This window comes from Pseudomonas fluorescens group sp. PF-1, from assembly GCF_054481335.1.
The window spans coordinates 1,939,662-1,963,461 of sequence record NZ_JBTMNG010000002.1; the positions used below are offsets into that span (position 1 = coordinate 1,939,662).

Sequence of the window (23,800 nt, forward strand, 5' to 3'; positions counted from 1 at the left end):
TTGTTCGAACGCCATCACCGCCTTCATTGTTGTCATCACAAGTACTCGAACAACCGGCGTTCATCGGCCCTTTTGCTATGGTGCTTTAAATTGTGTGATCAAAAAGAGATGAGAGATGACGATTCCCATGTGGCAAGGTCAAGTCGCGCTGGTCAGCGGCGCGGGCAGTGAAAGTGGTATTGGTCTGGCGATCGCCAGACGTTTGGGCCGCGAAGGCGTGCGTGTATTGATCACTGCCAGCAGTGCGCGGATCCAGCAACGTGTCGCCGAGTTGCAGGCTGAGGGTATAGACGCTCGGGCGATGACAGCCGACCTGACTGACGAATTGCAGGTCAAGGCGCTTGCCGATTGGGCTCAAGAGCAGTTCGGCCATATCGACATTTTGGTCAATAACGCCGGTATGGCTATGGTCGGCAGCCCGGAACCCTTCGTCGAAGTGGCGGACATGGATTTGGCGACCTGGAATCTGTCTCTGGCGCGCAACCTGACCAGCGCTTTTCTGCTGACTCGTGCGGTTTTACCTGGAATGAAGACGCGCGGCTACGGACGCATCGTCCACATCAGCTCAACAACCGGTACACGCGGCAGCAATCCAGGTGAGTCGGCTTACAGTGCGGCCAAAGCAGCGATGCTGGGGATGAATATGGGCCTGGCGCTGGAAGTCGGTAAACGGGGCATCACCGTCAACAGTGTTGCCCCCGGCTGGATTGATACGGGGGCCTTGACCGAGGAGGAAAGCCGCGCCGGTACCTACACTCCGATCGGCCGCGCCGGTCGTCCAGAAGAGGTTGCCGCTGCTGTGGCGTTTCTGGCGTCTCCGGAAGCCAGCTATATCACCGGTGAAGTGCTGGTGGTGGATGGCGGTAATTGTCTGATCGAAAACAAGGCGCCCTGACGCTAGCCTCGAACTGCTGTCTTGTAGCGGGCCTGCTATTTAGCGAAAAAATCAAACGTACAGATACTTGCAGGCCCATCTGCTGGCGACGTCGAGCTCAGATCTCGTCTGGGTTCAGGCGCCTTTGCCTCGCAGGAGCGAATCCTGCTGATGTGATTTTTCAGATAGCAAGAGTGATGCCGCAGGCTCTCGGCAATTTTCAAAGTCGTTGAGCCACTGTCGTGTTGCGCGCAGCGTTTATCGCGATGGGTTACGCGACGCAGCCATTGCGCAGTTGATTTTCAGACTTTGTTCTGCGCCGCGATATTCAGCATTGGATACTGCTTAGGCCTCTTCTCACCGAGTGTGTCTGGACGTCCAGAGGCGACCCATCTAGGCGCTAAGCCACGCTTCAACCTTGTCACGGCTCGGGATGCCCCCCGAGTGAACAACCTTTCCATCAATCACGACACTCGGGGTGGACATGACCCCGTAGCTGACGATCTGTTGCATGTCTTCGATTTTTTCCAGTTTTACAGGGACGCCTTTCGCACTCGCCACCTGTTCGATGATGGCTACTGTCGATTTACATTTTGCACAACCGGTGCCCAGAACCTTGATGTCTTTCATAAAAACCTCGGCAGGTGGATTACAACGCAAAGTTGAAGACGTAACCAACGATGAGAATACCGACGGCGACGACCCCAATGAAGGTGGCTATCAGGCGAATTTTCAGCACCTTGCGCAAGATCACCATCTCCGGGAGGGATAGAGCGATGACACTCATCATAAAGGCCAGCACCGTGCCCAGCGCTGCGCCCTTTGCGAGCAGTGCCTGAACAATGGGGATGATGCCTGCGGCATTGGTATACATGGGGATGCCGATAAGAACCGCGAGCGGCACTGACCACCATGCTTCCTTGCCCATGAAACTGGCCATGAAATCCTCAGGTACATACCCGTGAATGCCTGCGCCAATGGCAATGCCGGCAAGGATGTAGGGCCAAACTTTTCCGACGATTTCACGCACGCTGCTGAACCCGGCATTTATCCGCTCATACAGCGGCATGCTCGTGTCCCCGGCGGTTGCCTGGATCCTGGGCATATCACGAACCCAGTCTTCCAGATAGGCCTCCATTTTCAGACGCCCAATGACCCAGCCGGCAACAATCGCAATAAACAACCCCAGGCTGAGGTACAGCAATGCAACTTTCCAGCCGAACAGGCCAAGCAGCAGTGTCAGCGCTACCTCATTCACCATGGGCGCAGAAATGAGGAAAGAGAACGTCACCCCCAGGGGCACTCCGGCTTGAACAAAACCTATAAACAGAGGAACGGCCGAGCACGAGCAAAACGGGGTAAACACACCGAGAGTGGCCGCCATGACATTGGCCGTGCCCTCGCTTCGACCCGCCAACATTGCGCGGGTGCGTTCAGGCGTGAAGTGGGAGTTGATCATGCCCATCAAGAACACGATGCCGGTCAACAGCATCAGCACCTTGGGCGTGTCATAGAAAAAAAACTGTAAGGCGCCTCCCAGGTGGCTCTCGCGATCAACAGGAAGCGCTGCGACCAAAGCCTCTGAAACGGGTATCAGGGCTTCATACAATCCCAACCAGACAAGCGCTGCAACCGCTAAAAACAGGCGGGGATTGCGCTCCGGCCAGCGCGCGATCATTTCATTCATGTCCTCTACTCCTGGGGGGTAGGCGCACTAGGCCACGGACGGATCGCCAAGATAGGTCGCGATCTCATTGACTGTGCTGCGTGCTGTGCGTGTTACACCAATCAGTGTGGCGGAAGCCGAACCTGTCCATTCGCCATAGCCCACCAGCCATAGTCTTGGTTCCTGGATCGAGTGAGTGCCGTCGACTTCAACACGACCTTCAGTGTCGACCACCCCCAACGAATCCAGATGCTGAAGGGCGGGCCTGAACCCAGTACACCAGATCACCACATCCACTGCCGATTCAGATCCATCGGCCCACATCACACCAACGCGAGTGAAGCGTTCAAAGGGGCGCACAGATTTGAGGACTTCACGCTCACGGGCTTCCAGCACTGGCGGCACCATGACAATGTCTCCCAACCCGCCGACGGGCTGGTCAATGACACGCCCCTCCTGTTGGGCCTTCAAGCGCTGAGTGGCGCGCTCGAACAGTACCCGTCCATCCACGTCGTCAGGCAAAAACACCGGCTCGGCAGGGGTTACCCAAGTGGTCTCGGCGACCTTGGAGACTTCTGCCAAAATCTGCGCTCCTGAATTGCCACCACCCACCACCAAAACCTTCCTGCCAGCAAAAGCTTGTGCATCGACATAGTTCGCGGAATGCAATTGCCGACCGGCGAATAACTCGGCATCAGGGTAGTGAGGGATATACGGATTGCTCCAGGTGCCGGTGGCGCTGATGACAACCCTGGCATCCCAATACCTGTCGTCAGAACGGACTCGTAAGCCAAATTCAGTGCCCTCCACCGCGGTGACCCGAACCGGACGCTCAACAGGAAACCGGTAGCGCTGCTCATATTGGTTGAGGTAGTCGATTACATGATTTCGCGTTGGATATCCCTCCTGCGCAGGCGGCATCATCCAGCCTGGGATCGAACTCCAGGTGGACGGAGAGAATAAACGCAGCGAGTTCCAGCCATGCCGCCAAGCGCCACCGGGCTCTTCCTCTGCGTCGAGGATGACGAACGAAAGTTGAGTTCGGCGCAGGAAATACGCTACCGCCAAGGCTGACTGACCCCCTCCGATAATCACTACATCTCGTTGGTCGCTGGGCGAAGGCGTCATGGGGAAAACCTTGAGTCGATGTTGGGCGGTGTCCAGTATAGCGATCCAGGTTTGAACTCAACTGATCCAGCTCATAGGTTGGGCGCCCGGACTCAGTCAGGGCAGGATAGCCGCTATCGTATCGGGCATGGCATCTGGGGCGGGAATCCTCTTTCATGTGGCAACTGCTTCGCTAGGACTGACTTTGCTTATGCAAACGTCCGCAGTAGCCTTCTGGGTCGTCAAGCTTATCGGCGCCGGCTATTTACTTTGGCTCGGCATCAAAGTACTACGCTCTCGTAGCCTGATTAGCTTCCGACCAGCAACTCGACAATCTCTGCCGAGCATTTTTCTCACAGGATTACTCTCGGCAGCACTCAATCCAAAGCCTGGTTTTTTCGTACTTGCATTCATCCCGCAATTCGTCGACCCACAACGCGGCTCAGTGAGCGTGCAGATGCTGGTGTACGGCATTTGGTTCGCCGTACTTACGGCAGTGGGGTTCGCACTCATGGGCGTATTTGCTACTGCACTCTCCCGGTTTTTGCGTCAGAGGCCACGACTGGTGAATGGCCTGAACGTCGAGGCAGGACTCACCTTCGTCGCTTCGGGAGTATCGATAGCGGCGCTCAGCCAAAAATAGGATCAATGTATTAGCGTGCGGGGCTGAAATTCCAGCCTCGCTGAGCCTCGCTGAGCCTCGGTGACCTTGTCGAATGCCTGGCCAGTGAAACTTGCATTGATTCAACCTGCGAGCAGTCAGCCAGACGCCAATTTCGTCATGCGCCAGCACGTTCATACGAGTGGCGCGGGGGCGCGAACAGATAAACGCAGTGCGGCTTCGCCGCACCGAACACTGCAATCACCCTGGCCAGCGCAGTTTCAGTGCCGACACGCATACCGGGATGTCACTGACCCGGTCTGTTCCTTGCTGACAACTGACTTGGCTGAATTTGTTCCGATCTGGAGGTGGGCCAGTCTTGCGTCAGCCCTCGGTCAATTCGGCGTCGACATCGACAGCCTCAACACATTGGCGGGGCTGAATGCATACCAGCATAATGGCCGCAATCAACTACACATTAACGGGGATGACGATGACGGCGGAGCCGGAACTCAGCCAAGTAAAAAGGCTGCGTCAGTTCATAACCTATGCTCGGCTGGCCGCCGTCACTGTGATGATCATCGGCTTGGTTGTGCTGGTTGGCTGGCTGCTTGATGTGCCTTCGCTAAAGGCCGTGCTTCCTGGCTGGACTGCAATGGTAGTCAATACTGCCTGCACCTTCACTGTCCTCGGTCTGGGACTGTGGTGCGCTACGTTTAGAGTGTCCCTGGCCGGAAACTGGATCAGACGGCTTGGCGCTGTCTTGACGATACTGGTTGGAGGACTGACCCTCGTTGAATATGTCATGTCGGTTGATCTCGCTATTGATTTGCTCCTTCCTTTCGAGCTTCAGCGCACTCAACCTGTTCTTTTTCCGGGGCGAATGGCGCCGGCGACAGCGCTGTGTTTTCTGCTTTCCGGCTTTGGCCTGCTGCTTGAGGGCAGACCCTTACTGCCGCAAATATTCGCTTCATCAGCGCTATTTATTAGCCTGATGGCGTTTGTGGGCTATTTGTTCGATGTCAGCGCGCTTTACTCGGTGGGCCTCTATAGCTCCATGGCCATCCATACGGCTATTGCGCTGATCCTGTTCAATACCGGACTGCTGGTTATCCCGGAGCGTTCCGAATTTGTCGAGTTACTGACAAGCGACACAGCGGGTGGCGAGGTTGCCAGAAGCTTGCTCGCCAGTATCCCGGTGGTCATTCTCGGCATCGGAGGTGCTCTGCTGGTCGGAGAAAGGTTGGGCTACTACGACAAGCGGTTCAGCCTGGCCTTGATGGCGACGCTGAGCATAGCCATGCTCGTTGCGGTAATCCTGAGAACGGCGAGGCATCTTTGTCAGCTCGATAAGTCGAGAGGGAATGCTCAGGCGGAACTGGCTGCGCTGAATGCATCCCTTGAGTTGCGGGTGTTCGAACGAACTCGTGCCCTCGAAGCGGTGAACAGCAAACTCACGGACGAAATATCGCAGCGACAAAAAGTCGAAGATGATGTGCGCCGACTGTCACTGACCGATGAACTGACCGGTTTGCACAATCGCCGCAGCTTTTTTCTTTTGGCTGACCAGCTAATGCGCTCTGCTCGCCGTAATGATCAATCCTGCTTGCTGTTTTTTGTTGATCTCGACGGTCTGAAAAAACTTAATGATATCCACGGTCATGAGGCGGGCGACCTGGCGATCATGGCTGCTGCGCAGGTGCTCAAATCAGCATTTAGAATGAGTGACATTGTCGCCAGGATCGGCGGTGATGAGTTTGTAGTCCTGGCTGTCGACGCGGGGGAGTCCTCGGATGCGCTCTCTGCTCGTGTGCAAGCACTGGTTGACGAATTCAATGGTAGTGAACGCTGTCGTTATCCTATCGGCTTAAGTATCGGTGCTGTTCGTTGTTCGCCAAATGAGCTGAAGCCTCTGGGGGAGTTGCTTGCGTCTGCAGATGCCGCGATGTACGCCAATAAGCAGCGTCGTCGTCAGCAAGCTCTGCATTGTGTTGGGTGCGCGATACATGTACCGCCCAGGCCCGTAGGTCACCCACTTGAATCGCCCTCGGTCTCGTAGAAGCTTTCGCGTACTCAATTTGGGTCTTCAGGTAGCCCGAGTTGCTTTCAGCGTTCAGTGGTTTTGATCTGCACTCCGTTCCGGGAGAACGTGGCGGTCCGAGGCTTGGTTCCGGCATATCTCGCAAGCAGGATGCTGAGGACACAATCCAGCGCCAGAATGAGCTGGGGCTATGGTTCGGCTTCGGTTGAGTTGGTAGGGGGGAAACCGGGAGTGATGGAGGGGTGGATCGAGGTGGGCTTGAAGGTTCGAAAACGGAGAGAAAATAGGCTGGAAGGCCGGGAAATACTGGAGGGAGGTGGAGCGGGTAGAGGGAATCCGCCCTATCCCTATCTGTCACGTAAGTCCTTGAAAATTTGAGTGTTGCATGGATGATTGTATTACACGTTTGTAGGACCTGCGTGGTCCCCGAAGGCAGAAAGCAAAACCCTTGGAATTGAGGGGCAGTGGAGGGGTAGCTTGTGCTTTAGGGCTAACTTTTTGGCAAAACCTTATCAATTGAGACAGCAACCTCAAACGACCTATGTTGCCTGCCCGCAGATGTATGATCACACGCGAATTCACCACGCAATTTGAACAGGCAAGCGAGATTGATGAGTCAGTGGCCACGGAAATGCCAATTGCTGAAGAAAGGACCCCGATATGCATTCCCTTAAGGAAGGTGTCGCGAGAGATGGATATGCCTTCGTTCGAGACTATTGCCCCGGCGCAGACGCACTCGCGCTCGCAAATGCGCTTGGTCATCCGCTGGAGCCGTGGGAGGGCGGAACTGTCCAAGACTTGGTCCCTCGGTCTATCGCGACACCAAACACATATAGCGGTAGCTACGGGCTCGGTTGTTTCCCATTTCACACTGATCTTGCGCACTGGCGCGTTCCACCTCGATACCTACTTCTAAGATGCGTGACCGGTTACGCTGATGTCCCAACGCTTTTGCTCGACGGGAAAAGCATCTTTGACGCGGTGACTTTGGACATTCTTACACGTGCCATTTTTAAGCCGCGCAGACCGAGGAACGGAGCGCTCGCGCTGCTGCGCTTGTGCGAACCCACTAGTGATGGCTATTGCTTCCGGTGGGATGAACTGTTTCTCAAGCCGGCGAGCAAAATTGGTGAGCTCGCCAGTCAGCGCATTAAGGAACACCTTGATAAATGCGAGCCTTTGAAGATCGCCCTTGCGCGAGTTGGCGACACTTTATTAATCGACAATTGGCGCATGTTGCACGCACGCTCGCCGATTCCCGCTGAGCGTGAGAATCGAAAGATTCAGAGAATTTATTTGGAGAGCCTTCAGTGAAGAAGACAGTCAAACCCGCAGCAACCCCAACGACCTGGGACCCGGAAGCGCTCTATCTCAAAGCTCAACGCTATGTGCAGCATATGAGTGACCTAGACAGCGACGATTGGGAATATGCTCTTTGGTCGGGATTTTCCCTCGAATTTCTGGCGCGAGCAGCGCTCGCCAATGTCAGTCCCACACTTTTGGCAGAGACCGACAAGAGTTGGGCCAGTCTCTACCATGCGCTAGGTTTCAATCCTATCGAGGAAAGGTTCACGCCGAAATCCATCGCAGTCAGTGAGGTCTTCAAACGCCTTATGGCGATTTTGCCGGACTTTACGAAGGAGCACGAGGGCTTCGGAATCTTGCACACAGGTAGGCGCAATGCCGAGCTACATTCAGGCGAGCCAGGCTTCGACGGAATCAAAAGCTCGGTTTGGCAGCCGCGTTTTTATCAGACAAGTGAGGTTCTTCTCCTCTCAATCGGGATGACGCTTGAGGACTTTTTTGGTGAGGATGAGGCAAAGGTTGCGAAGCAAGTTATTGCTGCCGCAGTCGACGATAGTGCTAAAGCAGTGAAAGGCGAAGTCGAAGCCCATAAAAAAGTCTGGCTCGCCAAAAGTGACAAGGAGCGTGCCATGTTGGGCGCTCAGGCTGCGGTCAGGGCAACTCGGCAAGCAGGTCACCGTGTTGAGTGTCCAGCATGTGCTTCGCATGCACTCGTTGTGGGTGAGCCTGTTTCGGCACCCATTCAAACCCTGCGGGATGGGGAAATAACTGAGAAGCAAGAACATCTGCCAAACCATTTTGAATGCGTCGCTTGCGGCTTGAAGATTGCCGGCCTTTCTCGCCTTACGGTTGTTGGCCTCGGCGACCGCTACAAGAAGACGCAGATCTATGACGCGGCGGAGTATTACGCGCCGCAAGATGACTATATGGGCTACGACGAAGACAACAATGAACCCTGAAACTTAGGGCTCATTGACGGGCAAATCGAGTCGAGGGAGGGCTGCTCGCTAAAAACTCAGTCATTTGACTCGATAATACGACCGATGATGACGTGGCGATTCAGCCCAACCAAGTGATGTCGATAGGCGCCTGCTATACGGAAGCGACTGCGGGCTGAGAAGAAATCTCCAGCAAGCTTTCGAGGTGAGCTTCGACAAACAGCATCTTCACCAGTTTGCCTAGACGCCCAGATTGTGGGTCTTGAGCGATTTTTTTGCAGGCCTGAATGTAGTTATCCATTGCTGATCCGAAATGTCTTTCGTAGTTCTCTTTGTGGACGCAGAGGTCAACCATCTTAGACATGAAAAAACGCAGCTTTTCAGTCTCACTATTTCTTATGATTGACTCCATGTCCTGAGCGGTCGCTGACTTGAGAGCTACTTCTTGACGAGATCCCCATCCGTTGTGCTCTGCCACATGGAGGCAGGCGTCGAAGACAGATATCTTGGCCTGTGCCATGTCTTTAGCCGCTTCAAATTCAGCTTGGATGCGAGGATGAAGCTTGCCACGGAAGAAAAGAGGGAATTCATTTCCATCCGGGTTTTGAAGTCTGAAGGCTGAGATCCAGTCGGTCAGGGCTTTATCCGCTATTGGCTGGCCACCAGGAAGATCTGAGATTGTTTCGCAAAGCCAACTGACCATGTTGGCATCCATTAAGTGCGATTTTTTAGCGACTTCCACGGCCTCGGCAAGCAGTTGTTTTTCTGTCAGGGTGTGATCCCATACGGATCGTTCAAAGAATTTGTGGGCTGCATGTCGGGCATCCATTGCTTCGGCTTCCCTGACGTAACGATCAATGATCTCTGCGACCTGGGAAACATCGAATAAACCAGACTGCAAAAACTCGACGACCAAGAGTTCGTAGTCGTCGCACTGGGCGATTTTCAGCTCGCTCATAAGCATTCGCCATCTCGATTTCTGCTTATCTTCCTCCGATAGCTCCTCCTTTTTCGTATTGAGCCCACTCCAGCTTCTTCCCGCGTCTTTAGAAAGCACAAAGGCGAAGTCCGGACCATCCTCAATCCCCTTGTAATGGATCGCGGCAAGCAAGACAGTCGAAGGGATCACGCGCCACAGAACAGAATCAGATAGGTTATGGCGATCCCCCAAGATGCGATTGACAACCTTGATAACCTTGCGAATTATGCGAATGTTGGTTAGTCCGCACGATGCAACTGCGCTTCGAATCTGTTCAGCATAATCCGACGCTGTCAGCTCGATTGCGATTTCAAAGGCCTCGGACGCTGACGTTGTTAGCTTAAGCTCTTGATCGACTACCTTCTCTCGAAGCAAGTCCCACACCTCCCGTTTGGCTAGCTGATCGCTATTGAGAATGAGCATAAATCGGCACTCATGCTGCTGGGTGAATTCGTCAATAAAACCCAGTATCTCGTCAATATTGAGTTTTTCGTGCTTGCGCTCGATATCGTCGAGAACGATCAATTTTTGCCTAAGTATCGCAGGAGCGAAGACGAGGCTGAGATCGTTCAGGGCGCCAAATCCCTTGTGGAACCCTTCAAGCACTTTAACTCCCGAGCTTACGGCTTGCTTCGCGCCGGCCCAGAGCCCCGGATTGGCATCAATGGCGGGCACCGCGCTTTGGATGAGCTTCATCTTGACTTGATCCATTCCGGACAAGCCAAACAGCGAAACGTAGAGCGCACCACTTACAGTCTCATCGTTGGACGATTTCTTGACCTGATCCCACATATAGCTTTTGCCTGTGCCCCACTTACCGGACAACGCGATAACTTTGTTGTCCTTATCCGCGAGTAATTGTGTCAACTGTTCCTTTGTCGATTTCAATGACATATGCGTCTCCGAAGCTAAGTTTTCCATGCATGTTGCATCAGACGCATGCCAGGTGAACAGCGTCCTGAGTTGGACGCCTCTGAGACTTCATTGACCGGGTGGCTGGAGGTCGGGGCACGCGAAAGGCTCCAGCTAGTAAACGAGTCGGAGGGACATCCCCGCTTAATCGAGACCTCGCCCGTGGTGCTCAGATCCCAACAAGACCTTCGAAGGATCTGCTTCGATTCGCAGCTCTATCAGCGGGCGGATTGCGGGCAGCGCACCTCTCATACCATTCATGATGGCGGTCTGATACTGTCGGCGTTTTCAGGCAGGGAGCTTTACCACGTGAATGCAGCGAGTCCTTCTCCAGTAACGGTGTTGTTTCAACCGGAAAACCAGAATAAAAAATATGAATCTCTTTTTTTGGAAATTGATACGGGTCAGATCAAGCTTCCAATGTTTCAAAGGGAGTTTGTCTGGGAGAAAGAGCAGTCGGCAAAGCTGATTGACTCTATACTTAAAGGCTTTCCTATCGGGACCTTTATTTTTTGGAAAACTCGCGAAGAGCTCAGAAGCTATAAAGAGGTAGGTAATCACGTTTTGCCCGACACTCCAAAAGGTGATTATGTCCAATATATTTTGGATGGGCAGCAGCGAATCACCTCGCTTTATGCGATACGGAAGGGACTCCGGATCAGCAAGGATGGCAAGGAAATAAATTATCAAGATATTTACATTGATCTATCTGAGAATTTAGAACGCGAAGACTCGGTAGTAAAAACCTTCCGCCATGATGGGGAGTCGAACCTCATCTCTGTTCATAGGCTTTTGACGTGCAAGTTCACTGAGTTGATGCACGAGTTTACAGAACCTCAGCTTGAGCTAATGGAGTATTATAAAAACAGTCTTACGAATTATGATTTTCCCACGATAACAATTCGTGACTATCCGATAGAAGTGGCTTGTGAGATTTTCTCCCGAATTAACACCGGAGGAAAAGCACTAACTGTGTTTGAGATCATGGTCGCGAAGACCTATGACGAAAGCAAATCTTTCGATCTGGCAGAACGCTATGAGGTTTTGAGGGACGGTTCTGACGACGAAAGAAGATGTCTTAGAACCGCCAAGTTTGAAACGCTTCCTCCGTCTTTAATCATGCAGTGCGTAGCGGCTATCACGACACGCGCCGTGCGTGGACGGGACATTTTAGGGATTAAGCGTGAGGATTTTATAGCGAACTGGGCGCCTATGAGCGCCTCGCTATTCACAGCGATAGATTTCCTTCGCACAGAAATAAGGGTTCCCGTTTCTCAGCTCCTGCCCTATCCCGCATTGCTGATCCCTCTAACCTACTACTTCCATTCCACCGAAAATCGTAAGCCAACAGCTACCCAGGCTAAGTTACTTGAGCAGTTTTTTTATTGGGTCGGGCTAACGGAGCGATATGGTTCGTCCTCGGACTCTGGGATCACCGAAGACTTCAATAAGATGGACATGATATTGGCCGGAAAAACGCCGGACTATCCTCAGTCCGAGCTCCGCGTTGATAGTGAAGACGTAGCGCAGACTTACTTTTCATCTGGCAATTCCTATTGCAAGTCTATACTGTGCCTTTTGGCCTTTAACCAGCCAAAATCTTTTGATACGGACGGTGTTGTGATCTTGGATAACAGCAATCTAAAGATTGCGAGCAGTCGTAACTATCATCATTTTTTCCCTACAAGATACCTGGCTGCTGCTATGCCGGGCAGGGAGGCAAATTTAGTAGCCAACATAACTTTAATTGACGGTTACTCCAATAAGCATCGCATTAGTAAAAAAGCGCCGAGTGAGTATATTTCTGCTTTCTCATTAGAGAATGGGGCGATACAGCAGACGCTGATAAGTCATTTAATTCACGATGTCGACGGCTACGGTGTGACGTCTGATGACTACGATAAATTTATTGAGCACCGGTCAAATGCTATTGCATCCGCACTAAACGCAAAGCTTCTTGGGTCATACTGATAGGTAGAGTTCTCCGCGCTCTGCGGCTGGACGGCCTCGCTACTACAGCGAGGCCACACCCGCCCCTCTATCATAGCCGGGCATCTTTGCTAAAGACCTGGTGAGTCATACCACGGCGGCACATTACAAAGCGGCTGGATTATTTTTTTATCGGTTTGTCCCAACGCACTACTGACACCAAGCCCCAGTTCCCGGCATCGTTCGGACGACGTCACTTCGCCAAAGGCATCATCCTGAGATGCCAAATGACACTCCTGCTACATGGAGCACCGCCATTTGGGAAAACTCGTCGTTTGGCTTCATCTGCGATTAATGGAGCTCGTTTGATTTTGGAAAGGCTTTGTTGTGGGGCTTCAGTCTCGCAATGATCCGTTGAATCTGAGTCAGGCTCCAAGCACCGCCCCGAGGGGCTGGAACTCCGATGCTGTTGAGCTCATCCATCATGGCTCGCTGTGACAGTCCTCTGGCCTGCATGCCTTCGAAGGTAGGCCGCAACTTGGCTGCAAAGCCGTCTGCGGCCTGCTGGCGCTCTTGAATGTTTGGCTTCAAGTTCTTGATCCCGGCTTTCCCTAACACCACGCCACGAGCCTTTGCTACAGCCAGTGCATCTTTGGTGCGCTTGCTGATCTGGTCACGCTCCCACTCCGACATGACAGCATGCATCTGGATCATCACTTTGTTGGCCTGGGGCATGTCGGCAGCAACGAAGTCACAGCCGGTCTCCATGAGGCCGGAAATGAAATGCACGTTCCGCGCAAGTCGATCCAGCTTCGCAATGATCAAGGTGGCTCCATGCTTGCGGCAGACATCGAGTGCTGCCTTCAGCTTCGGGCGCTTCGCAAGGGCGTCTGACCCTTTGCCAGTTTCAACTTCCTGAAACTCAGCGACCAACTCCCAATCCCCTGTGCTGAGGTAACGAGCAACGGCCTCCCGTTGTGCCTCCAGCCCTAAGCCGCTTTGCCCCTGAGCAGCAGTGCTTACCCGGTAGTAGGTCACGATTTTCCCGCTGGCCATGAGGCTCCCCCTGATCCCACCACATGGCGAGACGTTCGTTTAATGTGTAGTCAAAATAACATAAAAGCTTAAATTCAGTATATGTATTGCGACTAGGTTATGCTTTTGTGCAATAATGCCTCTCTCATAGCAATCAAGGATTTATCCAATGAAAACATTCAAGGTCCGCACGGCAGAGCTAGCAGACGGCAGACGCACGTCTTTCCGGTTTGAAGAAACAACATGGGCAGCCATAGATGCGTTTGCCGATGGTCGTGGCATCCGCTGGCAAGATTGGGCGCGTGTTGTGCTGGCGCAAAAGCCTGACGCCCCCAACAAGGCCGCTGTAATCCGGTCTGCGCTCGCTGATGAGTTACTGGCAGAGCAATTCGCCGCGATGGCCGAAGAGTCTGGTATTGGAAAGGCTGAGTTAGACGAGTCGCACGAGGTATGCGGCAGCGGTTACTACCGCATCGATGATGACCAGTTGGCAAGCGAGCTGGCCGACGCCACTACCATCACGAGAGACAATAGCTTCGGCTCCTTCGTGCTGCATATTGGCCGGCGCTCGACCTCCTACGGCGGCGAGCCGTTCGTGATCGTCGAGAACCTTCTGAAAGGGCAACTGCATCTGATGATTGCCCCCACTGTTGAAGCGTAAAAGGCGGACTCACCTATGAAAGTGAAAACGGTCTCGGCCAGTGAAACTGCATACATTCTTCGCCGTAAGCTTGGCGCTGTTCGTGCGTGGGATGACGTGTTGGCCGATATGCGCCGTGGGCGCAGTTCCTACTTCGGTTTGACCCTGACTCCATACCTGTGGAGCCATGACGGCAAAGCGCGGCGGCCTTACTATCGCCTCCAAGACATCATGGATTTCATAAGCGCAGCCCTCAGCATTGCACCATCATCCGTAGCAATGATCCCGGTCCAGACATTTGAGTTTGAGGTCGCGCCCGCTGACAAGAGGCTCTGGAAAAGGCGTGTAGCGGTGTGAGCGGGTCAAGCATGGTCAGCCGCAAATCTTTCAAGGTCACGGCCTGCATTGATTGGCTCGACGTTGTGGTCGAAACGTCCAGGCCAACACAGCACCACCACATTCAAGAAGCGCTGAAGATCATCACCGGCAAAGCTGGCGCTAAGTTCTGGGTCGAGACGCTGGATAAACAGGCTGGCAGTGTCGGCACGGTGTTTAGAGTTCGCTTTCACGATGTGGACGACTATGAAAAGTTAGCCAATGCGCTCGACGAGCTGCGCATCCAATACCCCTTCGTAGCACCACCCAAAATCGCGGCGATTGAAGTGGCCTGCGACTTTCGGCACAAGGCTGGTTCGATACCCGACATGCTGGCAATGACCCATCGGCTGCAATCAAGCCTTTTTGCTGACGGAACAAAGCATCGTCAGTATGACCCCCACACTGAGAAGGTTCGTTTTCTCGATCATCGTGGGGATCGGCTCGATCCGAGCCTTAATTTCCGCATTGGCAACACAGTCGATCCACTCTCTTGGCAATGCTATTTCAAGATAGTCGACAAAGGGGAGCCACTCCCCGAACAGCAGTGGCGCGCCCGGGTTGAAGTGACACTTCAAGGGGCAGCACCGCAGGAATATGGGCTCTACCTACTATCTGATCTTGAGCACTTTCGCTTCGATAAACTGGCTGGCCTATTCCGTTTCCGACATCCAATCGCGCCGGAGCAAATGGCTGGCGGTGACCTCTTTAGGCTGACGGCGATCAAGATCAACCGCGAGCTGCATGACGCCACTCCTGAGCGGGGAATTCACAGCTTCAATACAGTGGGGCGGCGCGACAAGTCTCGGAAGATTCGAGCCGAGAGTTCACATCTTCAAGCTGACGATGAGCTGCGCAATGCGGTCAAAGGCGCACTCCGTAGGCTGACTCTTTAGAGACGCTTGCGGAAAAAAAGGTGACAAAACCCGGCCCGCAAACCATTTGGAAGCCTCGTTAACACAGGCTGTTGCGCCCTTCGACCTAATAACTGTAAAGACTGTGTTCACCATAGAGACAGTTGCATGCTTCACACCGGGACACTGCCCACCCCCCCCTCAAAAACCGAAGTCTTAGGTTTGGTGAAAGGTTCCAGAGGGTTAGCGTGTCTCGAAATTGTCCAGTCCAGACCAAACCTTATACCTGCGAATAACCCCCGTAATTGCTGGGTAAAGCTCCGGCTGCTGACCTACTGTTTGCAACACACTGCCTACGCACTGCAACAAGAAACGCCAACTATTATCCGGCACGGCACTTGTAGCCGCTCACGACAAACGATCTCTATCTCCTCAAGCGTTGCGCCGGGGGCCAGCCTTCAAGCATCTCAAATCGCGTCATAGCGGCTCTGGCATTTGCAATCAGGCAGTAGGGCCGCGGGAATAGGCAGAGTAGGAATAGGGGGGGCACAGAGCCACCCCCTTCAGATCTACCGGCGAGTTGATTTTGCTTCTGAAGGGAACGGCATGCGCTGCTGGGGGCGGCTACTATTTTGCCTTTCGCCGCAGAGCATGCTTCACAGCATCCAGCCCATCGGAAACAGAGAAAGGCGCAATTGTTGGTAGCTTGAAGTCTAGTTGCCGGACGTAGGTCAGCAGCCGTTCAGCCTCGGCATCTTTCCTATACCGGATTGAGGTGATAGTGCTTCCTCGACTATGCCCCGCCAACTGAGCCTGAATGTCAGGCGGAACCTCTAAGCCGCTTAAGGCAGTAATGCACGTGTGACGGAAAGAGTGGAAGGTGCGTTTGCCGTCTCTCGGTATCTCAAGCTGTTTCCCGAGAAAACGGTCGTTGAACCAGCTTCCCGCAGGCTTGCCGTAGCCCTTGATTGCATCATGCTTAAGCTCAGGGAACAGTCGTTGATATCCAGCAGCAGACAGAGCCTCCACGTAATCTGGAAGCCCTAACTCAATCAGATGAGGGTGCAGTGCGACGATTCGCTGTGAGTTGATAGTTTTCAGTGATTTTTCAGAGCCGTCAGCAGAGCCGTCAGCGTCGATTTTGTCAGGGCCGTTGAGGTTGAAGTCAATGTAAATCACTCCTGAGTCTGACGTTTTGACGTCGTTTAGGTAAAGCTGTGACAACTCGTTCAACCTTGCCCCTGTGTAAAGCCCCAACAGGGGTAGCCAGAAAAAGTGAGGGGCAAATTGGTGGAATCGTCCCTGTCTGTTTCGCACGCCGGTGCCGGTCTGAAACCAAGCCGCAGAGAAGATTTTTTCGAGGTCATTTTTGTCAAACTGACAACGCTCGTCCTGATCCCGGGTAACCTTTTTCGATTTTTCGATGGCTCTTTCAGCAGGGTTATCAGTCAGGATTTGGTTCCGCTTCCCCCAAGCAAACATGCTGGAAAGCGTGTCGACATAGCGTTCAACGCTTGTCGAAGACAAGCGGGGCTCTTCGTGCTCCTCGGCCAATACGAGCAGGCGATGTGCATCGTTGGTGCGATGACGGAGGGCCGCGTGATACCGATCAGCAGGCATCTGGCGAAGTTTTGCCTCGTAATCCCAGACCATTTGTCGATTCAACGCGCCCAATGGCGGATCGCCCATCAGCTCCACAAACGTGCTGCACTGCGTCCTCATTTTCTTTTGCTGATCCACTTTCCACGCTGCTTGCTTTCGTAGAAGGAATGTTTCCATTAGTGAGGAAACCAGCTCGTTCGCACGTTCGGGCCGACAGCTCTCACAGGGGAGCATACTGGCTCCAGGACTTGCATGTCCTGCGAGGGCAGAGGCGGGGATGCTGGCGCTGGTAGTGCTTGCCGGTTCACTCCTGAAGAACCGATCAGCATGGACTTTCAGAAGCAGCACAGAGCGTGCTGTAAGGCGAATGCCGGGCAGATCAAAAAAAGCAGCCCCCAGCGGTCGCATAGGTATTCGAAACACTACTTCCTCTGAAAAGCCAGCCTCGATGATGCTCAAAATCGTGTGGCGCGTGTCGAACGGCTTGAGAAAGCGGTTGAAGACATGAGGTGTTCCAACCTCGAACGCGCTATTGAGGACAAATCCGCCTGACTCGCTTTCCCGGTCGACCTCTGTAAAGTCATCCACTAGATACCCGGGTTGCGAGCAAATCTCCACAAGGGCAGGTATGTTGTTATTCAGCAGCTCTCGAAGGATAAAATCCACATGCAGACCACTGCTGGCGCTCAGCTCGCTGACGCTGGTGACCCCCTTAGATACAGATGTCCTTCCTGCTTCCAGCTGCCCGCTCTCACCCATTTCTAGCTCGCTCAAGTATTGATTCCAAAGATCCAGCAACCGGCATGCTACAGACTTCGCATGGGCTAAATGTCTGGTATGAGTCGACGTATGAATTTCTCTCTGCCCCAATTGCACGCGAAAGCGAGCCGGGACGGTAACGCGAAGAACATAGATTCCGCTCGAACGGCGGTAGAGATTGTTGCGCTGGGTCACGTGTGGGGTAGTCCTTTGTAGGAGGACTTACGTGACTACGACCCCTAAACTCATCGAACTGCTTACGAATCAATGAGTTGGCAGAGTCATGGAGCGGGTAGAGGGAATCGAACCCTCAACTAAAGCTTGGGAAGCTTTCGTTTTGCCACTAAACTATACCCGCATTACTCGCGTTCACGGTGCACTCAAGCGGGTTGTTCAACAAGAACCCTCGTTATCCGCTTGGGAAGCTGGAGTGATGCCATTCTACGGCCCGCGCTCAGAGCGGTGACTTTGTACCAGATACGGCTGGGGATTTGAAGTTTTTCTTTACGTGGGGCGGGTTTAACGCAGTTGAAGCGCATGGCGGTCTATCGCGGGCAAGCCTCGCACGTGCAGGAATGCGTTTAACGCTGCGGGGCGAAACTTGCTCGCGATGACTCTGTTTCAGATTGCCAATGCATGGTGGTCCTGGACGTAGTGGTAACGCGGTCGGCTTTCGTGCTGTGCCGGTTTCAGGAACCCAAGCAGTGCGTTGCGGCTGTCCCGGCAGGCGGCTTTGTGCTCCATGTCGAGAAAGTGGCCGGTGGCTTCAAGCGTCGTGAAGGTGGCGTGTTGCACGTGGTCGGCGAACAACCGGGCGCCTTCGGCGGCGGTGTATTCGTCCCATTCGCCGTTCATGAACAGCACTGGTACGTTGATTCGCTGCGCAGCCTTGAAAAAGCATTGGCGATCACTGTGCAGCAGGTCGCTGATGTGGAAATGCATCTGCCCGTATTCGTGATCGGCCAGGCTGCTGACGTGCCGGTAGTTGAAGCGCTTGAACAGCGTCGGCAAATGTTTGCCGATGGTGCTGTTCACCAGGTTGCCGACCCGGTCGCCATCGCGGCTGCCGAGATAGTCCACACCGCGCTCGAGGTAGTCGAGCATGTGCGCGTTGATCTCCGGCGAGAACGAGCTGATCACGGCTTTTTCGATGCGCCGTGGCTGGTGGGCGAGTGCGACCAGTGTCGCGGCGCCACCCCAGGAAAACGACAGCACGTGTTCGGCGGCGAAGTGGTCGATCAGCTCCAGGAGGATCTGCCCTTCGACTTCCTTGGTCAGCAATTTCTCATGCAGGTTGTGGGCTTTTGACTTGCCCGCGTAGGGCTGGTCGTAGCAGACCACATTGAACTGCGGGTGGAGGTTTTTCACGGTTTGTGCAAACGACGCAGTCGTGGCCATCGAGCCGTTGACCAGAATAATGGTCTTCTCTGCGGCGTCTGCGCGATAGAACTCCGTGTAAACCCGATACTGACCCTGTATATCCAGCACAGCGATTTCTGGCCTCATGTCATAAGACTCCTGGCAAGCGGGTATGCGCGCAAAAGAGATTGCACGAGCTTTGTGACAGGTAGGCATACGCCTGGAATTTGAGAGGCCCATGTCGATCCGGTAAAGCAGGTCGACGGGTATTATTATTGGCGGGCAGTTTGCCGGGGGAGGCGGAACCTGAAGGTTCTCTACCGGCAAAAAGTTTCTTAGAAGTACGTTGTGACTCGTCAGTCACATTTCGGCTGACGACCTGATTCAAGCAGGGGAGAAGCGATCGCGCAAGTGCCGTTGGTAAATTGTTCGACAACTTCTGCTCAGCGGTAGACGGCTTAGATCATTTCGATCTCATCAACGCTCAGCGGACGGTATTCGCCCGGTTTCAACGCCTCATCAAGCACCAGAGGCCCCATGCGTTCGCGATGCAGGCGCAGCACTTTGTTGTCGAAGTGGCCGAACATCCGCTTCACCTGGTGATAGCGTCCCTCGACGATGCTCAGGCGCGCGGATTTCGGCCCCAGCAGCTCCAGCTCTGCCGGTTGGGTGGTGAGGTCTTCGAAGGCGAAGTACAGGCCTTCGCTGAATTTGAGCGCGTATTCGGGGCCGATGGTCTGTTCGGTTTCGACGTAATAGACCTTTGGCAGTTTGGTCTGCGGTTGGGTCAGGCGCCGCGACCAACTGCCGTCGTTGGTGATCAGCATCAGGCCGGTGGTGTTGAAATCCAGTCGACCGGCGATGTGCAGGTCATCCTTGTCCGGCTCGTGGATCAGGTCGAGCACCGTCGGATGCTGCGGGTCACGGGTGGCGCTGACGCAACCGGCGGGCTTGTGCAGCATGAAGTGGCGAACCGGTTTGCCGGCCTGCAGCACGTGGTCGTTGACCTCGACGCGGCTGAAATCACGGACTTCGGCATGCGGGTCGCAGGTGATTTTTCCGTCAATCCTCACGCGTTTTTCCGCTAGCAACAGGCGCACTTGCTGACGGTTGAAGCAAGGCAGGTTGCTGAGGAAGCGGTCGACGCGCATGGCTAAGGATCGGCGAAAAAGGGGCCGGGCATCTTACTCGATTGGTCGGGGCGCTGCTTGCAACTGCGCCTCGACTGCGGCGCAGCGCGGGCACAGGCAGGACGCGTTGCGCAGCTCGAGCGGCAATGCCTGGAGTATCGCCGGGTCGATGCTGACGCCATAGCACCAGCACGCCCGATCAGCGGTTCGCGGATCGGCCAGGGTGCAGTCATTGGGCGCACCGCAGGCCGGGCAGAGGTCTGGCTGATTCATGAGTCGTTAGCCATAGACGGATTGAGGCATTTCCGAGCACGTACGGTTGCGGCCGGATTGTTTGGCCCGATACATCGCATGATCGGCCCGCGACAGCAGGGTGTGCAAGGTGTCGTCGACCCGCAGGGTGGTCAGGCCGATGCTGACCGTCACATGCAGGCTACTGCCATTGTAGGCATAGCGCTGGTGTGCCACATGCTGGCGGATTTTCTCAGCGATCATCAGACCGGACTCACCGTCGGTGTCCTTGAGCAGCACGATAAACTCTTCTCCGCCCCAGCGGCAGACGATGTCGGATTGGCGCAGGCAGCTCTCCAGGTCCCGTGCGAAGCCGATCAGCACCTGGTCACCGGCCAGGTGGCCGTAGGTGTCGTTCAACGCCTTGAAGTGGTCCAGGTCCAGCAGCAACGCGGTCAGCGGTTTGGGTTCGCGCTGGGCTTCCTGCATCGCTTGTGCGGCCAGCAGGTCGAAGCCGCGACGGTTGGGCAATTCGGTCAGGCTGTCGAGGGTGGCCTGGGCCTGGATCTTGTCCTGATAGCGTTTGAGTGCCCGGTTGAGCAGTGTGAGCACGATCAGCGTGACGATCAGGCAGATCAGCAGATTGAGGTAGAGCGAGCGACGGATGTCACTGAGGTCGCCGTCTTCGAGTTTGTCGACGAACAAATACCAGTTCAGCTCCGGGATGAACCGCACATTGAGAAAATGCCCCTGGCCCGCGCCGGAGTACTCGTAGCTGCCGCTGTGGGGCTTGGGCAACTGGCTGACCAGGTTCTTCATGCTGTCTATTTCACTCAGCGATTGTCCGACCCGGGCGCCTTGTGGGCCACCCTCTGCACCGGTCAGCACCACGCGTCCGAAGGTGTCGACGAAATACACGCTGCGCTGGTAGTGCTGCTGGTACTTGTCGATCAGCTTGATCACCGCATCGACGGTCAGGCCGACACCGGCCGCGCCGATGAACCGGTTGTTGTAGTCGTAGACCTTGTAGTTGATGAAGACGGTCAGGTTGTCTTTGTTGGCCAGGTCGGGATCGACGTTGATCTCGTAGGGATCCTTCATGTCGCGCACACGAAAGTACCAGGCATCGCGGGGCTCGGTGCTCTTGACCTGTTTCAGTACGCCCTTGGCGTGGTAGTAGGTCAGGCTGGCGTCGGAGATGAAAAACGCCGTGTAGGCGCCGTAATGGGTCATGACCTCGTTGAGGTAGCGGGTCATCGGCGTGGGGTCGCGTTCGCCGTTGACCACCCAGTCGCGCATGAAGGTGTCGCGGGACATCATCGAGGAAATCAGGATCGGTCGGACCAGGTCTTTCTGGATTTCCGAGTAGACCGTGTCAGAAGTCAGTGGCAATTCAGTGTTGACGATGCTGTCGCGGATTGACGTTCGCGACGCGTGGTAACTGAGAAACGAAGTGGCCAGGAAGCCGGCGCCCAGCAACGCGATCAGCGTGAGAATCAACGAGCGTTGAGAATACAGCGGCGAGCGAAGCGGCATGACACATTCCGTTGGCAGTAATCCGATGGCAGGCATTCTAATGGCACTGCCGGGAAATAACTGCTCCATGTGTGCCACGAATGGTCGTAAATCTTGCCCGGACCTTGTGGGAGCAAGCTTGCTCCCACAGGATCACTGTCAGACGAGGCTTTTCAGATAGGCCCGCCACCCGCCGAAATGACTGATGTCCACCGCACCCTCCAACCCATAGGCCTCGCAGATAAATCCGCTCTCCCAGCGACCATCCGCCAGTTGTACTTTGCCCAGGCCCAGCGGCGCCGGAATGGCGGTCAGGAACGAGCCCAATTCACTGCTCGGCAATTCCCACACTTCTACGGCAATCGCCACGCCGTCTTCGTGCACCCGAACCATGCCTGGACGAAACGGCGGGCCGCCGGCCAGTGCATACAGTTGATAATCAGGCGAACTCTGGGTGGTTTCGACCAGCCGGGCCCCACGACGCTTCAATTGCCAGTTCAGTGCCAGGCCATCGAGGTGCGCCCCGCAGACCACCAGTCGTGCGCGGTCGTTCCTGGCCACTGTCGTCGGCGCCGGGTCGGTTGAACCTTGCTGGCGCTGCAGGCCAGCCGCCACGCTCAACAGGTACTGGTCGGTGAACGCCCGCCCGAACAGCGTCACGCCCCACGGCAGGCCGTTGACCATAAAACCGCTGGGCACGGCGACGGCGGCGTAATCGAGCAGGTTCATGAAGTTGGTGTAGTAACCGAGTTCCGAGTTGCGCAGCACCGGTTCGGCTTCAAGCTCCGCCCGCGTGACGGGGCGGCCGATGGTCGGTGTGAGCACGCAATCAAGACCCTCGAGTGCCTTGTCACACAGGGCTTTGAGCGCTTGCAGCCGATACTGGGCGCGGAAAGTTTGCACCCCGCTGACCGCCGGGGCCTTGGCCAGCACGGCGCGGATCACCGGCAGCACGGCCTCGGGATTTTGCTCCATCAGTTCGCCGGCCACGCTGTAGCGCTCGGCCACCCACGGGCCTTCGTAAAGCAGGCGCGCGGCTTCGAGGAAGGGCGACAGATCCAGCTCCACGGCTTCACCGCCCAGGGCCTTGAGTTGCTCGACGGCTTCGGCGAACAACAGCGGTCCTTCAGTGCAGCCGAAGAATTCGAGGTCCTGGGATCGTGGGACACCGAAACGCAATGGACGCAGCGCGCCGAAGGCCGAGCCGTCATTCCACAACGGGTTACTGCGGCTGTACTCGTCCCGTGGGTCGAGGTGCGCAGTGAGCGCCAGCAGCTGGCTGGCTTCCCGTGCGGTGGCGGTAAAAGTAGTCACGCAATCGAGGGTGCGGCAGGCGGGTACCACGCCGGCGGTAGAGATCAGCCCCTTGGTCGCTTTGAGCCCCACCAGATTGTTCAGTGCCGCTGGCACGCGCCCCGATCCCGCCGTGTCGGTGCCCAAGGCAAAGCTCGCCACACCGAGCGCCACGGCCAGCGACGATCCGGCACTGGAGCCACCCGACGGATACTCCGGCAACACGCTGTTCGGGCATGCGCCGTAAGGCGAACGACTGCCATTGAGGCCGGTGGCGAACTGGTCAAGGTTGGTCTTGCCCAGAGGCACCGCGCCCAGCGCCAGCAGTTGCTCGACGATGGTCGCCGAGCGCTGCGGCACATAAGCGAAAGCCGGGCAGGCCGCCGTGGTCGCAATGCCCGCCAGATCGATGTTGTCCTTGATCGCGAACGGCACGCCGTACAGCGGCAGGCTGTCGATGTCGCGACCGTCGAGGGCGGCGAGGTAGGGTTCCAGTTCTTCGACGCTGAGCAAGTGGATGAACAGGTGATAGTCCGGGTTCAGCGCCGCGGCTTTGTCTCGCAGGCTCAGCAGCAGTTGCCGGGGCGTGGTGCTGCCGTCGCGGTAAGCGTTGCGCAGGGCGTCGAGTTGCAGATCGATGTTCATGACGTTCGTC

Annotated in this window: 19 protein-coding genes, 1 tRNA gene and 2 pseudogenes; 9 read left to right on the top strand and 13 right to left on the bottom strand. The window is 55.2% G+C overall.

Translation table 11 applies throughout. The annotated features are described in order from the left end of the window. Positions 1-115: 115 nt before the first annotated feature. Positions 116-895: an SDR family NAD(P)-dependent oxidoreductase gene (locus ACX3YD_RS23720; protein WP_103405151.1), complete on the top strand. Its 780-nt coding sequence runs from the start codon at positions 116-118 to the stop codon at positions 893-895. A 372-nt stretch (positions 896-1,267) separates the two neighbouring features. Here ACX3YD_RS23720 and ACX3YD_RS23725 read toward each other — a convergent pair whose 3' ends face one another. From ACX3YD_RS23725 to ACX3YD_RS23735, 3 genes are read right to left on the bottom strand one after another with little or no spacing between them, the layout of a single operon-like run. Beyond that, entirely contained in the window at positions 1,268-1,504 is a 237-nt protein-coding gene (locus ACX3YD_RS23725) for a thioredoxin family protein (protein WP_103405152.1), read from the bottom strand. A 19-nt stretch (positions 1,505-1,523) separates the two neighbouring features. Further along, a complete protein-coding gene (locus ACX3YD_RS23730) occupies positions 1,524-2,561 on the bottom strand; it encodes a permease (RefSeq protein WP_103405153.1) in 1,038 nt (345 codons plus the stop codon). A 27-nt stretch (positions 2,562-2,588) separates the two neighbouring features. Beyond that, the gene (locus ACX3YD_RS23735; RefSeq protein WP_458961185.1) at positions 2,589-3,668 is read right to left on the bottom strand and encodes an ArsO family NAD(P)H-dependent flavin-containing monooxygenase; all 1,080 of its coding nucleotides are present in this window, start codon (positions 3,666-3,668) and stop codon (positions 2,589-2,591) included. A gap of 85 nt (positions 3,669-3,753) precedes the next feature. Between ACX3YD_RS23735 and ACX3YD_RS23740 the strand changes: the two are divergent. Then, a pseudogene (locus ACX3YD_RS23740) lies at positions 3,754-4,290 on the top strand (LysE family translocator); the annotation flags it as partial. A gap of 45 nt (positions 4,291-4,335) precedes the next feature. Here the strand turns inward: ACX3YD_RS23740 and tnpB are convergent. Continuing rightward, a pseudogene (gene tnpB, locus ACX3YD_RS23745) lies at positions 4,336-4,497 on the bottom strand (IS66 family insertion sequence element accessory protein TnpB); the annotation flags it as partial. Positions 4,498-4,705: 208 nt separating this feature from the next. Here tnpB and ACX3YD_RS23750 point away from each other — a divergent pair. The 3 genes from ACX3YD_RS23750 (at position 4,706) to ACX3YD_RS23760 (ending at position 8,553) form a co-directional block, all read left to right on the top strand. Further along, a complete protein-coding gene (locus ACX3YD_RS23750) occupies positions 4,706-6,307 on the top strand; it encodes a GGDEF domain-containing protein (protein WP_158249399.1) in 1,602 nt (533 codons plus the stop codon). Positions 6,308-6,949: 642 nt separating this feature from the next. After that, the gene (locus ACX3YD_RS23755) at positions 6,950-7,603 is read left to right on the top strand and encodes a Fe(II)-2OG oxygenase family protein (RefSeq protein ID WP_458961186.1); all 654 of its coding nucleotides are present in this window, start codon (positions 6,950-6,952) and stop codon (positions 7,601-7,603) included. After that, positions 7,600-8,553, top strand: coding sequence for a hypothetical protein (locus ACX3YD_RS23760; protein WP_458961187.1), 954 nt, complete (start codon positions 7,600-7,602; stop codon positions 8,551-8,553). The genes ACX3YD_RS23755 and ACX3YD_RS23760 overlap by 4 nt, the downstream gene beginning before the upstream one ends. A 133-nt stretch (positions 8,554-8,686) precedes the next feature. Here the strand turns inward: ACX3YD_RS23760 and ACX3YD_RS23765 are convergent, their stop codons facing one another. Next, the gene (locus ACX3YD_RS23765; RefSeq protein ID WP_458961188.1) at positions 8,687-10,405 is read right to left on the bottom strand and encodes a P-loop NTPase fold protein; all 1,719 of its coding nucleotides are present in this window, start codon (positions 10,403-10,405) and stop codon (positions 8,687-8,689) included. A 45-nt stretch (positions 10,406-10,450) separates the two neighbouring features. On the opposite strand from ACX3YD_RS23765, the gene ACX3YD_RS23770 reads away from it, so the two are divergent. Further along, positions 10,451-12,394 carry a GmrSD restriction endonuclease domain-containing protein gene (locus tag ACX3YD_RS23770; RefSeq protein ID WP_458961189.1) on the top strand — a complete coding sequence of 648 codons (1,944 nt, stop codon included), beginning with the start codon at positions 10,451-10,453 and terminating at the stop codon, positions 12,392-12,394. A 309-nt stretch (positions 12,395-12,703) separates the two neighbouring features. Here the strand turns inward: ACX3YD_RS23770 and ACX3YD_RS23775 are convergent, their stop codons facing one another. Then, on the bottom strand, positions 12,704-13,408 hold the full coding sequence (locus ACX3YD_RS23775) for a recombinase family protein (RefSeq protein WP_458961190.1): 705 nt from the start codon (positions 13,406-13,408) through the stop codon (positions 12,704-12,706). Between the two features lie 148 nt (positions 13,409-13,556). Here ACX3YD_RS23775 and ACX3YD_RS23780 point away from each other — a divergent pair, with 148 nt between their 5' ends. The 3 genes from ACX3YD_RS23780 to ACX3YD_RS23790 are packed head-to-tail and all read left to right on the top strand — an operon-like array spanning position 13,557 to position 15,298. Further along, the gene (locus tag ACX3YD_RS23780) at positions 13,557-14,048 is read left to right on the top strand and encodes a hypothetical protein (protein WP_458961191.1); all 492 of its coding nucleotides are present in this window, start codon (positions 13,557-13,559) and stop codon (positions 14,046-14,048) included. Positions 14,049-14,063: 15 nt separating this feature from the next. Next, positions 14,064-14,384 carry a hypothetical protein gene (locus ACX3YD_RS23785; protein ID WP_458961192.1) on the top strand — a complete coding sequence of 107 codons (321 nt, stop codon included), beginning with the start codon at positions 14,064-14,066 and terminating at the stop codon, positions 14,382-14,384. An 11-nt stretch (positions 14,385-14,395) separates the two neighbouring features. Further along, positions 14,396-15,298: a hypothetical protein gene (locus ACX3YD_RS23790; RefSeq protein WP_458961193.1), complete on the top strand. Its 903-nt coding sequence runs from the start codon at positions 14,396-14,398 to the stop codon at positions 15,296-15,298. A 585-nt stretch (positions 15,299-15,883) separates the two neighbouring features. Here the strand turns inward: ACX3YD_RS23790 and ACX3YD_RS23795 are convergent. From ACX3YD_RS23795 to atzF, 7 genes are all read right to left on the bottom strand, one after another. Beyond that, positions 15,884-17,812 carry a DUF6538 domain-containing protein gene (locus tag ACX3YD_RS23795; RefSeq protein WP_458961194.1) on the bottom strand — a complete coding sequence of 643 codons (1,929 nt, stop codon included), beginning with the start codon at positions 17,810-17,812 and terminating at the stop codon, positions 15,884-15,886. An 89-nt stretch (positions 17,813-17,901) separates the two neighbouring features. Next, a tRNA-Gly gene (locus ACX3YD_RS23800) sits at positions 17,902-17,975 on the bottom strand. Positions 17,976-18,238: 263 nt separating this feature from the next. Continuing rightward, the gene (locus tag ACX3YD_RS23805) at positions 18,239-19,123 is read right to left on the bottom strand and encodes an alpha/beta fold hydrolase (RefSeq protein ID WP_103405157.1); all 885 of its coding nucleotides are present in this window, start codon (positions 19,121-19,123) and stop codon (positions 18,239-18,241) included. A gap of 311 nt (positions 19,124-19,434) precedes the next feature. Continuing rightward, positions 19,435-20,127: a pseudouridine synthase gene (locus ACX3YD_RS23810; RefSeq protein WP_458961195.1), complete on the bottom strand. Its 693-nt coding sequence runs from the start codon at positions 20,125-20,127 to the stop codon at positions 19,435-19,437. Between the two features lie 33 nt (positions 20,128-20,160). Then, positions 20,161-20,379 carry a cysteine-rich CWC family protein gene (locus tag ACX3YD_RS23815; RefSeq protein WP_047526728.1) on the bottom strand — a complete coding sequence of 73 codons (219 nt, stop codon included), beginning with the start codon at positions 20,377-20,379 and terminating at the stop codon, positions 20,161-20,163. Between the two features lie 6 nt (positions 20,380-20,385). Further along, positions 20,386-21,873 (bottom strand): sensor domain-containing diguanylate cyclase, encoded by a 1,488-nt coding sequence (locus ACX3YD_RS23820; RefSeq protein ID WP_103405159.1) that lies wholly within the window; start codon positions 21,871-21,873, stop codon positions 20,386-20,388. Positions 21,874-22,011: 138 nt separating this feature from the next. Beyond that, positions 22,012-23,790 (bottom strand): allophanate hydrolase, encoded by a 1,779-nt coding sequence (atzF, locus tag ACX3YD_RS23825; RefSeq protein WP_458961196.1) that lies wholly within the window; start codon positions 23,788-23,790, stop codon positions 22,012-22,014. Between the last annotated feature and the right edge of the window lie 10 nt (positions 23,791-23,800).